This window comes from Scytonema sp. PRP1, assembly GCF_036697665.2.
Lineage (GTDB): Bacteria > Cyanobacteriota > Cyanobacteriia > Cyanobacteriales > Nostocaceae > Kalymmatonema > Kalymmatonema gypsitolerans.
Map to the genome: position 1 here is coordinate 57294 of NZ_JBAHYJ020000076.1, position 14123 is coordinate 71416.

The following is a 14123-nucleotide window of genomic DNA, read 5'->3' on the forward strand; positions in this document are numbered from 1 at the left end:
GGATTGGGTTATCAAACGAAAAATTATGTCCGGGGCAATAAAGCTCCTCCCCAAGTTGGGAGCATTTGCCCAGTCGCCAGTCCCCAGTACCCAGTCCCGGGCGACTCCGTAGCCTCACCAATTGAAGAAAAAAATTTGCATGAATGATTCCGCTAAAAAACAACCTGGAAGACCGCGCAGTGCTGCTTCTCATCAAGCCATCCTTCAGGCAACCCTTGACTTATTGGCGAAAATAGGGTATCAACGTATAACAATTGATGCGATCGCCGCCCATGCTGGTGTCGGCAAAACCACAATCTACCGACGGTATCGTTCCAAAGAAGAACTAGTCGCAGATGCAATTGAGACTCTTCGAGAAGAAATAGAGATTCCTGATACAGGTACGGTTGGGGGAGACTTAGACTGCATTATTGAGAGTGCGGTGAAAACGACTCTCACACCTTTGGGTCGTCAAATTCTTGCCATGATTATCGGCGCTGCTTCCAGCAGTCCTCAGTTTGCCCAAGTTTATTGGACAAAATACCTCAAGCCAAGACGCCAAGCTTTTCACGTTGTGATTGAACGCGCTAAAGCAAGACATGAAATCCAAGCAGATACAGACAGTGATATAGTTTTTGACCTTATGAGCGGAATTATGCTTTATGCACTGGTTTTCGAGCCGGCTGATGAGCCAGTGGAAGCATACATACGTCGCGCCATTGGTCTTATCCTTAAACGGGAATAAATATACGTGAGTTCTCTCTTGTTTGAATGCAACTTGGTATCATCGGAAATTTTGCGTAGAAACCGCGTCCCTCCCTTCGGGAAGTCAAAATTCCCTCATTCAAAAGTCAAAAGTGAATAAAAGAATTATTTCTGACTTTTGACTTGATACTTTTGACGAATCGCGTCCCTTGCGCATGTCCCGTAAGCGCAAAGCGCACACTGAAGTGTTCAAAGCAGCGTGCCGCAGGCATACAAAGCAGCGTGTCCTTTTGGACTCAGGGACGAGCGCCAGGGGGACGGCTTTAGGGACTTCCAGAAAATGTGCTAAATTGTGAAGCATAGAAAATTAGATGCAAAGCATGGAAAAAGCCTACCGCTACCGTTTTTACCCAACACTCGAGCAAGAAACTCTTTTGCGTCGAACAATTGGTTGTGTACGGTTGGTTTTTAATAAAGCTTTAGCAGCAAGAACCGAGGCTTGGTACTCAAGACAAGAACGCGTTGATTACGTTCAGACTTCTGCTTTGCTTACGTTGTGGAAGAAAGAAGACGACCTCCAATTTTTGAATGAAGTAAGCTGCGTACCTTTGCAGCAAACTTTGAGACACCTGCAATCTGCCTTTACTAACTTTTTTGCGGGTAGAGCGAAATACCCTAACTTCAAGAAAAAGCGTAATGGTGGTAGTGCAGAGTTTACTAAGTCCGCATTCAGGTGGAAACACGGACAGGTATATCTGGCAAAGTGTTCTGAACCACTGAGCATCAGATGGTCGAGACATCTTCCCAAGGGATGCGAACCCACAACTATCACGGTTAAGCTCGAACCCTCTGGACGCTGGTTTGTCAGCTTGCGGATTGATGACCCAACTGACAAGAGATTGCAGCCAGTTGACAAGTCTGTGGGGCTGGATGTTGGAATAAGTAGCCTTGTCACCTTGAGTACAGGTGAGAAGATTGCTAACCCCAAGGGTTTTGATAAGTACTACCACAAACTCACAAAAGCGCAAAAAACTCTTACAAGACGTAAGAAGGACTCTCGAAATCGAGACAAGGCAAGACTTAAGGTTGCCCGAATTCAAGCCAAGATTTGTGACTCTAGAATTGACCATTTGCACAAGCTGACAACTCGACTGGTACGTGAAAACCAAACGATAGTAGTTGAGGATTTGGCAGTTAAGAACATGGTCAAAAACCCAAAACTTGCTCGTGCTATCAGTGATGCTAGTTGGGGCGAGTTTGTTAGACAGTTGGAATACAAAGCCAAATGGTATGGTCGTACTTTGGTAAAAATTGACCGTTGGTTCCCCAGTTCTAAACGCTGTGGCAATTGTGGTCACGTTGTTGAACGTTTGCCGTTGAATGTCCGCTCGTGGAACTGCCCCAACTGCGGGACACACCACGACCGAGACATCAACGCAGCACAAAACATTTTGGCGGTGGGACACACCGTGACAGTCTGTGGAGCGAGTGTAAGACCTGATGGGCATAAGTCCAAAGGGCAACTGCGAAAAACCGTTCAAGGAAAGAAACAGAAACCTAAGTCGTGAGTCTTAGGAATCGCTGCCCTCATAGGGCGGTGAGGATGTCAATAACGTCAACTCTCAACGATGACATCTTACACCTTAAGTTTTATTAATCGTGAATCTCCGCCGTTTGATTCCATTATTTGATGACTCCGTGTCCAGCTGGGCATTAGAAGCGCGTTTATTGCGCTGGTTAACACTGGTTTGGCTGTTTGTGGGGTTAGTCATGCTATTTTCGGCATCCTATGCTGTAGCTGATGTTCGTCATCATGATGGGCTGTACTACTTTAAGCGTCAAATTTTATGGGTGCTAGTAGGTTTAATAGTATTCAACATAGTTGTTCATTTGCCCTTGCGTAGCATTTTGGGCATATCCCATTGGTTTGTGATACTGCTGTTAGGTTTGATTTTCCTGACCTTAATACCAGGATTAGGAAGGAAGGCTTTTGACGCATCTCGCTGGATAGCTCTAGGACCAATTCCAATTCAACCGTCTGAATTAATTAAACCCTTTTTGGTGCTGCAAAGTGCGCGAGTTTTTGGTCAGTGGGAAAAACTGAGTTCGCGCGTTCGCTTCTTTTGGCTGGGTATTTTTGGTCTTGTCATTCTAGGTATTTTAGCGCAGCCCAACTTGAGTACAACAGCATTGTGCGGCATGACGATTTGGCTGATTGCCCTTGCTGCTGGGTTACCTTACAAGTACTTGGGAGGAACGGCAGTTGGGGGAGTGTTGTTGGCAGTACTTAGTATCAGTATCAAAGAATATCAGCGTAAGCGAGTGTTGTCATTCCTCAATCCTTGGGCTGATGCAACTGGGGATGGCTATCAACTGGTACAAAGTTTGCTAGCAGTGGGTTCTGGTGAAAAATGGGGCGCTGGGTTTGGGCTTTCCCAACAAAAGCAGTTTTATTTACCAATTCAGGACACTGATTTTATTTTTGCGGTGTTTGCTGAGGAGTTTGGCTTCGTTGGTGGTGTGGTGCTGTTGCTACTACTCGCTTTATACGCCACCCTAGGATTAATTGTAGCCCTTAAGGCTAAGCATCCAGTGTATCGATTGGTGGCGATCGGCGTGACAGTTTTGATGGTGGGACAATCATTACTTCATATTGGTGTTGCGACAGGTGCCTTGCCAACGACTGGTTTGCCATTGCCGATGTTTAGTTATGGTGGGAATTCAATGATTGCCAGTTTGCTCGGAGCTGGTTTGCTGATTCGGGTAGCACGCCAGAGTAGTGAAGCGGAAGTCGTACCGTTGCGAGAAGAAACTGAGAAGAGGCGGAAACGGCGGCTGTTTCAGAAAAATAAGGTTTAATTTCAACTCTATCAAACTTATCAGCTTTGGGGTATGGGGGCGCAATTGCTTGCGCCCCCATACCCCATCTTTCAAGACCCATCTTTCAAGGCATTTAAATGAGAGCCTGTTTGCACCATGATTTAACTTTGCTGGCATAGCTCTTAGCTTTAGTGGCTTTATTTCTGAGCCTGCTTTCTATGCGATCGCTCAGCGAGCACTCCGTGCCATCGCCTTTGTCAAACACACGTTGTTTGAACGTTCTGGCTTTAGTTTTGAGCCTGCTTTCTATGCGATCGCCTTTGTCAAGCACACGTTGTTTGAACGTTCTGGCTTTAGTTTTGAGTCTGCTTTCTATGCCGTAAGCTTTATCGAACACATATTGAAAGCTTCCTACTTCAGTTTTGATTTTTATCTTGTGCGTGTTGAATACACCTTGAGATGGTGTTTGAGACCTGCTCACCCTCTTCACACGTCCTTTCAGCTTTCTCGCACCCACCATTGAAGCAGCACCAAACACTAGTAGACCTGCTGCAGCAGATGGTTCGGGTACGGAGGCTGGTTGACCGTAAGGGTAACGAACAAGATTTTCTAATCCCTTTCCAGTTATTCCCCCGTTCCCATTAGACAGTTGCAATGTTTGAGAGTTGAATTGCTCAAAATAGTTTGCAATATAGTCTATTTCCTGTGGAGTGAGAGTATTACTAGAGTTTTTCCCAGCTGCCTTTGTCTGGTTGATCTGCTGAGTTCTGAGTGTGGGAGAGCCAATGTTAATTTCATCGAGATTATTGGCAAGTAATTCCAGCGCTGACAAGGGACTAGGACTAGCAGGCTGTGGAGTACCATTAAAGTCTATCAGGTTGCCCGACGCTGCATCGAGCTTGGCTAACCAACCATCAAAAGACCCAGCATTGATATCCCCAAGAGAACCCTGAGTAATACCTGTAACGAAGAGGTTACCAGCATTGTCACTCCTAATTCCGTAAGCATCATCGCGATCAGGAGTTCCAAACTGTGTAATCCACAACTGATTACCATTGGTGTCATATCTGGCTACCCAGGCATCATAAGACCCAGCATTGGTTCCTCCTAATTCGCCGTCGGTAAATCCTGACAGGAAGATATTGTCATTTGCATCGATAAATAAGCTATAGGCTTCATCATCCCCGGGAGAGCCAAACTGCTTAATCCACAGCTGGTTCCCTTGACTGTCATACTTAGTTAAGTAGGCATCATAAGACCCAGCATTGGGTCCCCCTAAACTACCCAGGGTCCATCCTCCAGTATAAACATTGCCCTGACTGTCGGTTTGAACATCCCAGGACCATTCATAATCTGGAGTTCCATACTGTGTAACCCACAGCTGCTCGCCTGTGTTGTTGTCGTACTTGGCTATCCAGTTATCATAAACCCCCTGATTCTGTCCTCCCAGATCGCCCAAAGTCCATCCGGTCGCGTAAACACTGCCATCTTTGCCGACAGTAACGCCGTAAGATTCGTCAAAAGCTAAAAGACCGCCGGGAGTATTAGAGCTAGTAGTAGTGCCAGTCTCCGTCTGCCACTGCTGGTTGCCATTGGTGTCAAACTTGATGACGAAAGCATCATCCGTATTCTGTACATCGTATTTGACGTTAGCTCCTGATATGAAGATATCGCCAGTGTTGGGGTCAACATCGAGGTTAAAGGCATTAAAAATAACATTTTGCCCAATCTGTTGAATCCACTGCTGGTTCCCATTGCTGTCATACTTAGCTACGAAGGTATCAAGAGCGTCTGCTTGCTTGGGTCCCCCCAAATTGCCTTCGGTCACTCCCGCCACGTAGGAGTTACCTTGATTGTCGGTGTCGATGCCATAGATCGTGTCATAAGCCGACGTGCCAAACTGTTTGGCAAACAATTGATTGCCTTGATTATCATACTTGACTATCAAAGCATCAGTAAGCCCGGCATTGGATCCTGCCAAAGAACCAGTGGTTCCTCCCGCTATATAGACATTGCCAGAGGGATCGGTGCTGATGCTTAAGGGGATGTCATAACCTGGTGTCCCCAATTGCTGAGCCTGCTGTATGACTGGTCCTGGTGGTGGAGTGAAACCTCGGTATTGGAAGTAGGGACTTTCTAGATTCAAATTAGAATTCCCAAGCAAAAAGCCGGCCACATCAAGTCCAGTTTGCTGTTGCCGAAGTATCGCCGTTCCAGTTCCAACATCTAGGAGTTGGTAGTTGTTTGCTGTGCCGTTTAGCTGAATTTGATCCTGCGCTGGGTTGAAGTCAGCGACGAAAGCAAAGTCGTTTAAGCCGAAGTTGGTTGGGTTGGCGTTGGTATAGTAAGCCTGGTTCCAATCACCAAGAACAAATCTGTCGCTCCACTGACGCGAAAAAGGGTCTTCTAGTGGAAAATCAGCGATAAGAATATCAATTCGTGGTTGAGCGGGATTCGCTGTCAGAGGTTGATTACCAATGAGAGTATCGTTTCCAACACGACCCAAAATGATTTGACTGGGTTTAGAGCCTACGGCAATGTCACTGCCTGGTGAGTAGATCTGAGGTGATAAAAAATTACTAAGTAACTCTAACTCTTCATCCATGGGATTCTGTCTCCTCTCATGAAAAATTGACAGTAAAAACTGCTGCAAGTCTGTTTAGGCTTGCATTGCTCTTGTTTCAAGGCACATATTGCAGGAACACCCAGTGGGTACCCTTACCAGCACAACTCTAAGAGTGTTGTGTAGTGAATTCCCTGTATAACCTTCCTCTCAGAGCGTATCTGGCTCTTAAGTAGGCGTAGTATATTTCGTGACCAGCACCCCAGAATCATTCTTGGGTAGACGCTTGTAAAAAAATGTAGATATATTCAGAGATTACTTAATGCAGTCATCTCGTCTTTGGCTGGCATTGCTCCCTTTTCAAACTGCATACTGTAGGAACGTACAGTAAGTCCCCTGATCAGCGCCACTCCTGAAGTCTTGTGTAGTTAGCTTTTACCTGTATTACTGTCCTTTCAGAGTGTATGTGGCTGTATGAACGCTTAGTAAGTTTCCTTACCATCGCCTCTGAAGGATGGCTGCCTGTGTAGATGCCGTTCAATAATAGCTAGGTAGATGCTTATATTAAAAAATGCAAATACAATACTAGAGATTACTTACTGTAGTAATCTCGTTAACCCTTGTAATCTGTATGATAGAAGCATATTCGCATCTATGTTACAAAGATGTCTATACTTTTTGCAGTATCTTTATTAAAAATACATATTGGGAAATATACTACTTATATAGTAAATACGTAGAGGATAGTGAATGTTAATATGACTTATTTCTATGTAAAATATTAAACATCTTGCCTAAATTCTTAAGACAGCTTATTAAAATAAGTCTGCTGGATCTGCCTTACGCAATCTACGCACAGCAATGAAACCAGAAATTGAACACATCACTATTGTCAATATCAGTACAATCAAAGCTCTGTCAAATTTCATTGCAATAGGCAACAATGTGGCATTTTTAGTTAAATCATACAGTCCTAGTGAGAGGGCAAATCCAGGAATATAGCCTAAAGTTGATAGAATTAAAGCCTCTTGGAAAACAACAAATTCTAAATATCTGTCGCTATATCCCATAGCCTTTAAAGTTGCGTATTCTGATAAGTGGTCAATAACATCTGAATAAAGAATTTGATAAACAATAACTGTACCCACAATAAATCCCATCCCCACGCCCAAAGTAAAGATAAAACCAATTGATGTACTCGTTTGCCAGTACCTTTTCTCAAAGTCTACAAAACCTTGGTGGGTTAAAACCCTAACATCTTTAGGCAAACTAGCTCGTATTTGTTTTTGAATATTTTGAGCATCTGCATGAGGTTTAAGCTTAATAAGTCCAATCTCAATTTCTCCCAATTTACGGTCAGGAAATAAACGGAGAAAATTTAAATCGCTTATGATGATATTTCCATCAGCCCCAAAAGAAGGTCCTAGTGTAAACAGACCAATAACGTTGGTTCTTTTACCACCTACCTCAGTAACAATGGCTTTTCCCTGCTCAAATTCTTTAGCAACAGGACCATACTCTAGGCGAGAAGCTCTGTCAAACAAAATATTTTCATTAAGTTTAAGTTTATCTATATTCTGAGCGACTTCAGGAAATTTAAAAACTGAATCGCCTAGCTGAAAGCCGTAGACATATATTGCTCGAAAATTTCCATTATAAGGATTTCTCCAATCTCTAAAGCCAACATAGACAGGACTTATGGATGCAACCCCATCAAAACTTAAAACTTGATATAAACGACGCCAAGAAAAAGTGTTCATATAACCGAGAGACTTAGAACGAGCACTAATCAAAACTAAGTCTGCTTGCAAACTTTCATGCAGTCGTGTTGTACTATCATACAGAGATGCTTGGAACCCTAATTGCATAAACATGAGAATAACTGCAAAAGCAATCCCTGATAAAGCAATCACCAAACGAATTTTTTCTCGAGTAAGTTGCAGCCATGCTAAAGGTGTATTAGCCATCAGTCAAAACTCAACAGTCAAAACATTTGAAATTATGAATTAATTTACCCCCTATACCCCTCCCCTAAAGGGATTTAGTGAGTAAATAAAATTATTCATACGTCAAAAATAGGTCAAAAATTTACTGCGTATCAATAACTACATTAACTTGTAAGTTAGTAAAAGCTGAAACTTTTTGACTATCTGCTGGATCTAAACGGATTTTTACCTCAACAATTCTACTATTTACGTCCGCTGTTGGATCTGTAGTTAAAACATCTTGTGGATTCACCTGTAAACCAACTTCAGTTACTTTCCCGGATAAGTTTCGGGAAAATGCATTGCTAGTAATAGTAGCTTTTTGACCAATCCTGACTTTGCTCACATCTAATTCATAAACTTCTGCCACCACATTCATCTGATCTGTTTGTCCTAAAGCAACAATTCCGCGATCGCCAACCGCCTCTCCGGCTCTGGTATTAATTTTTAAAACTTGTCCGTTTACAGGTGCTCGGATATACGCTAGGTCTAAATCTGCTTGAGCCTTAGCAACATTGGCAAGCGTCCTATCAATTTCTGCTTGAGCCGCCTGTACATCTGTTGGACGAATTTCTGCTAGCTGGTTCAGGGTTGCTTGAGCCGCCTTGATCCGCCGTTGAGTCGTTGCTTCAATCCGGCTGCGATTAACTTTAGCTTCATTTAGTTGCTCTTGTGCAGTTTTCATCACAAGCTGCTTACTGTCGAACTGGGAAGCTGCAACTGCACCATTTTGAAACAACTTACGATAACGTTGATACTCGCTTTGAGCAGTATTTAACTCAGCCTGTAAACGTGCAATCGTTTTCTCTTGAGCCGTCAGTTGTCCTTGCAAATCAGCTTCCAAACTTTGTATTGTCGCTTTTTGAGCTTCAAGTTCTCCTGTTTTTGCTCCAGCCTTCACTTGAGCAAGATTAGCTCGAGCAACTTTGACCTGTTCTTGAGCTAGTTTTACAGACGCTTGTAAATTTTTATAGTTATCTAGAACAGCAATGACTTGCGCTTGTTTAACTTTATCACCCTCCTGCACTAAAAGTTTGGCAACTCGACTTCCTCCCAATCCGTTAAGTGTGGTAGGAGCAGATAAGCGAATGACTTCTCCTTCTGGTCTTAAATGTCCTAAAGCTGAAACGGCTTTATTTGTGGGAGTCTTTGTTGCAGGGTTTGATGAAGAGGCGTTTGAATTGCGTTGGAAGTGAAAGACATACAGTATGGTAGCTCCGCTAAAAGCCAAAGCTATCACAACTGCAGCAATGATCGTCAATAGTCCTGAAGGCTTTAACAATAGTTTCTTTTTTGAGAGAAATTCAGGCTTCATAGTTGAGGAAACCTTGCAGGTTGATACTTTTCCACTACTCTGAGTAAAACTTTTGCCGACAAGTCTCGTGATAAGTAGACCATTAACGTACATTCCCCATGCCATCGCTAATAGTCGCACAGATGTCAGGCTGGGTTAATTGTTTGAGTCTACATGATTAGGATTGCAATATGTCTATTTAGGGATAAAGTCAAACAAATATGCGATATAAGGCTGGTTTATGACATCCAGCAAAATTACCTGTTTAAAAATCCCATGCTATTTTAACTTGTCACAAATCAACTATTGTTCATCGAACTTTACACAATCTTCACATAAGTATATCTCTCTTTTACTTAATCAATTAAATCTGCTTATTAAAGCAACAGTAATAAAAAATATTTCTATTGATAGATGTTAATTTTATATGTTCTTTTTAGTTACATTCACTTGTAACTTCATATACTAAAAATTCTATCTTCCTCGAAAAAACTTTTTTTTTAGATATTAAAGTTACAGTATTTCAATCCTTTCTATGAATATATGTGCAAAACAATATTTTACTTTTATCAAGTTTTAAATCTACTTAATTAAAATCCCATATACCTCCTGTCAGGTAAGTTTCATTCTTCCATTCATCAACTGAAGCTAATCAAAGCCATAGGACTGCATATTCTTTCTAAAGGTAGATATGCATTCTTTCTACTGATTGATGTACAAATCTCAAATTTGTTATCCAGTAATTTTCATCTCTAAAAAATGAAATTCACAGAATCTTTACACAAACTTGAACTGGAAAAATCGTAAGTCTTTTCAACTGCGAACTCTAAATAAAATTTCCAAACAACTAGTAAAGGAACTTGCAATTTTTCATAAAAAGTGTAATTCTGCAGAGGAATGATTATTTAAGGTCAAAATTCCTTAAATATAGAAAAATATCAACGATAGACAAATGTCTATTGGTATCGGTTTTGCCAATCAATAGGTTTTGCCAATCAATAGGTTTTGCTGTGTAGCACAAACATAACAAGCAGAAATCAACTGCGTGAGTTTGTGAAAATAATTTTCTAAATTGTACGTCTTCAGTAGTACAGTAAAGCGCCCCATTGGCATAAATTGACCAGGAAATATCAATAATATGACTACTTGTTTCAGTGACTTGACCGAAACGAAGCGTGAAGTTTCGACTTTAGTAGACCTGCTGAGGCTTAGATCACAAAATCAGTCAGACTTGACAGCTTATACCTTTTTGCAGGATGGGGAAACACCAAGCGTCTTCCTGACTTATCAAGAATTAGACCGACAGGCTCGGGCGATCGCCGCTGCGCTTCAAAGTATAAACGCTGCTGGTTCCCGTGCCTTGCTACTTTACCCAGCAGGTTTGGACTTTATAGCCGCGTTCTTTGGCTGTCTATATGCCTCTGTTGTGGCTGTCCCTGCTTCTTATCCACCTCGACCTAATCAGAATATGTCTAGGTTGGAGGCAATTGTGTCAGATGCTCAAGCAACGGTAGCGCTCACCACAACATCTCTGTTGGACAACATTGAGAGCCGTTTGCGGAAAATCCAAGATTTACCAAGCTGCAGTGGTTAGCGACGGATGATATTGTCGGCAACCGGCACAAGCATGGCAGGAACCAGACTTGCAAGCAAGCGATCTAGCTTTTCTCCAATACACATCAGGCTCTACAGGAACACCAAAAGGTGTGATGGTAAGCCACGGCGACCTGCTGCACAATTCCGCATTGATTCAGAAAAGTTTCGCTGATACACCCAACAGTCTAGGTGTCAGCTGGTTGCCCCATATCACGATATGGGATTGATTGGGGGAGTACTACAACCACTATATGTTGGTGCTCCGACGATTTTGATGCCAGCAGTAGCGTTTTTGCAAAAGCCTTTGCGCTGGCTTAAAGCTATTTCTAGCTTCCAAGCGACTACCAGTGGCGGACCTAATTTTGCTTATGATCTTTGTATTCGTAAGATTACGCCTGAACAACGGGCAAATCTTGACCTGAGTAGTTGGGAAGTCGCTTTCACTGGAGCTGAGCCTATCCGTGCAGAAACACTCGAGCAGTTTGCTCGCACTTTCGCTGATTGTGGCTTCCGCAAAGAGGCTTTTCACCCCTGCTATGGAATGGCTGAAACAACTCTGATTGTTTCTGGGAGTATGAAATCAACTCCACCAATTCTTCGCTACATTCATGGGGAAGCACTTGAGCAAAACCGAGTGGTAGCATCTATCGGTGAGCAAGAAGGGACAACACGGGCAATTGTAGGCTGTGGTAAGCCCTTAGAAGAGAGAATCGTGATTGTTGACCCAGAATCCTTAACTCCGCGTCCAGATCACCAAGTAGGAGAGATTTGGGTTCATGGTCCAAGTGTTGCTGGTGGCTATTGGAATCGACCTGAACTGACACAACAGACTTTCCATGCCTATCTGGCAAACACAACAGAGGGACCATTCCTGCGTACGGGAGACTTAGGATTTTTGCAAGATGGCGAGTTGTTCGTTACGGGCAGTCTCAAAGATGTGATCATCATTCGGGGACAAAACCATTATCCGCAGGATATTGAACTGACGGTAGAAAAAAGCCATCCAGCATTGCGACCTGGTTGTGGTGCAGCCTTCACAGTGGAGGTCAAAGGCGAAGAACGACTGGTCATTGTTCAAGAAGTAGAGCGCACTTACTTGCGAAAGCTGAATCTGAATGAAGTCGTTGGGAATATTTCTCAGGCTGTTGCGGCGGAACACAGTCTACAGGTTTATGCCGCAGTCTTGGTTAAGACTGGTAGTATTCCTAAAACATCAAGTGGTAAGATTCAACGCTATGCTTGTCGGTCTGGGTTTTTAAGTGGAAGCTTGAATGTCGTGGAGGATTGGAGTGAAAATCCACAGAACAAAGCTAAGTTCTTGCATCTGCAAGCTGAAGTCGAATCCGTGTTACAGAAACTCACAGCTGGCAAACAGCTATAAATTCAAATCTTGTTCTTCACTATGAACTAAAGTTCCGAACCAAAGCTTAAGCGTATCGAAACGGTGTTTGACGCTTGCGTAATCAGTTAATTGCAGGCTTTAGCTATAAGCCAGGAAATCAATTTCCTGGCTTTTGATGAGGCTAGTACCGCAAGGCGGAAGTCAAAAGTCACGCATTCAAAAGTCAAAAGGCTGATGCTGTGGGCTTTTCGCTGATGAGTGAATGGTGAACCAGCGCTGCAGGAGGGTTTCCCTCTGTAGGCGACTGGTGTTCGCGTAGCGTGTCCGAAGGACTCACCCGAAGGGTAGCTTTATTTCCGCCGTCGTGTACTAGTGCAAGATTTGATCTGAGCTTTAGCTCAAAAGTTCAAACCGAATTTTCCTATGTTTTTCATCAATTTTTCAGCAGATAAGGGTGCCAATAGGAAGGAAAACCATGAAAAAAATTTTAGTGATTGAAGCTCAAGCAGAGACTCGAAACCTTTTTCGAGAGGGTCTTGAAGCAAAAGGTTTTTACACTATCGGTGCTGAAAACGGTCGAGTTGGTGTCCATCTGGCACGAGAACTGTTACCAGATTTAATTATTTGCGGCGTGATGTTGCCGGAACTTGATGGCTATGGCGTCCTGGCTACGCTGCGTAAGGACCCTGTCACAGCGATTATCCCTTTCATTTTTGTCACTGCCAACGCGACTCAAACTGACCTGCGCAAAGGGATGGAACTAGGGGCGCATGACTATCTCACACAACCCTTTACTTTAGAGGACTTACTGAGGGCGATCGCCAGCCAATTAGAAAAACATACCATTCTCCGGCAGTGGTATGCTGCACAGCAACAGCCAGTTCTAAAAACACCATCCACTGACGCTGCAACTATAACCGCTGCCCCTCAGTCTAGCTTTGCATTAGATCGGCACTTGAGTGAAGCCTTCCGTTTTATAGAGGATAATTATCACCGATCCATTAGTCTGAGCGACGTAGCTCAGGCAGTTGGTTACTCCCCAGCTTACTTAACTGACTTAATGCGACGCCAGACGGGGCAACCCGTACAACGCTGGATTATTGAGCGCCGGATGGCAGCAGCACGGTCTTTGCTGTTGGAGACTGACCAAATGATGGAGCAGATTGCTGCTCAGGTGGGGTATAACAATCTTGTTCATTTCTTCCGGCAGTTTCGCCAAATTCATGGCACAACTCCCCAAGCTTGGAGAAGTATGCATCGCTCCCAGGTCAGCGCAAAAAAAATCGAAAGAAGTGTTAGTCCTATCAAAAATTAGTTTATTGAAAACAGCCCTTTAATTCTTTATTATTTCTTAAGAGGTTGTTTTGTGTTTATCTTTTTGACCTTGCCAAAACAAGAACAACAAAGGAGATACAAGTAAAGCAATCTATTTTGCTCTGTGACACGGTGGCATATGTCTTAGTGAGGAAAGATCCTTGTGTCGAAGAGTTTTTATGAGAAAAATAATTTTCATATGATGTCCAAAAAAAATAACAGCTTTAAAAGCAGAATAAAGAACTATTTTTTTGATTGACTTCAAAAAGTCTCCTTATCTAGACGCGAACCCATGCTTGCTTCTATGACTAGCAAGTACCTATATTTTTTTAAAAAAGTATTTTGAGACAAGTAAATAAAACTAAAAAAAATAGTTTAGTCATGATTTTTTTTAAGAAAAATAGGTTAATATAATTAACCAAAGCAAGTAAGCTTTAGAAAACTAATACAGATGAGTTTTTTTGTTGTCAATCCTAGCTTACTCCAAAGCAAGTTTATAACAATTTTTCTTGATGAAATAAGCAG

General features: G+C 42.8%; 7 protein-coding genes and 1 pseudogene. 5 read left to right on the forward strand and 3 right to left on the reverse strand.

Annotated elements, in window-relative coordinates; genetic code table 11:
* The first annotated feature begins 139 nt into the window (after positions 1–139).
* The 3 genes from V5G28_RS17480 (at position 140) to V5G28_RS17490 (ending at position 3543) form a co-directional block, all read left to right on the forward strand.
* A complete protein-coding gene (locus V5G28_RS17480; RefSeq protein WP_332995289.1) occupies positions 140–724 on the forward strand; it encodes a TetR/AcrR family transcriptional regulator in 585 nt (194 codons plus the stop codon).
* Between the two features lie 331 nt (positions 725–1055).
* A complete protein-coding gene (locus tag V5G28_RS17485; RefSeq protein ID WP_332995291.1) occupies positions 1056–2252 on the forward strand; it encodes an RNA-guided endonuclease InsQ/TnpB family protein in 1197 nt (398 codons plus the stop codon).
* A gap of 91 nt (positions 2253–2343) precedes the next feature.
* A complete protein-coding gene (locus V5G28_RS17490) occupies positions 2344–3543 on the forward strand; it encodes an FtsW/RodA/SpoVE family cell cycle protein (protein ID WP_332995293.1) in 1200 nt (399 codons plus the stop codon).
* Between the two features lie 94 nt (positions 3544–3637).
* Here V5G28_RS17490 and V5G28_RS17495 read toward each other — a convergent pair whose 3' ends face one another.
* From V5G28_RS17495 to V5G28_RS17505, 3 genes are all read right to left on the reverse strand, one after another.
* Positions 3638–6109: an SBBP repeat-containing protein gene (locus tag V5G28_RS17495; protein ID WP_332995295.1), complete on the reverse strand. Its 2472-nt coding sequence runs from the start codon at positions 6107–6109 to the stop codon at positions 3638–3640.
* Between the two features lie 773 nt (positions 6110–6882).
* Positions 6883–8034 carry an ABC transporter permease DevC gene (gene devC, locus V5G28_RS17500; RefSeq protein WP_332995297.1) on the reverse strand — a complete coding sequence of 384 codons (1152 nt, stop codon included), beginning with the start codon at positions 8032–8034 and terminating at the stop codon, positions 6883–6885.
* A 121-nt stretch (positions 8035–8155) separates the two neighbouring features.
* Positions 8156–9313, reverse strand: coding sequence for an ABC exporter membrane fusion protein (locus V5G28_RS17505; RefSeq protein WP_336231092.1), 1158 nt, complete (start codon positions 9311–9313; stop codon positions 8156–8158).
* 1171 nt (positions 9314–10484) lie between these two features.
* Here V5G28_RS17505 and V5G28_RS17510 point away from each other — a divergent pair.
* Positions 10485–12323: pseudogene (locus V5G28_RS17510) on the forward strand (fatty acyl-AMP ligase).
* 436 nt (positions 12324–12759) lie between these two features.
* Positions 12760–13599, forward strand: a complete 840-nt coding sequence (locus V5G28_RS17515) for a DNA-binding response regulator (RefSeq protein WP_332995302.1) — start codon at positions 12760–12762, stop codon at positions 13597–13599.
* Positions 13600–14123: the final 524 nt, after the last annotated feature.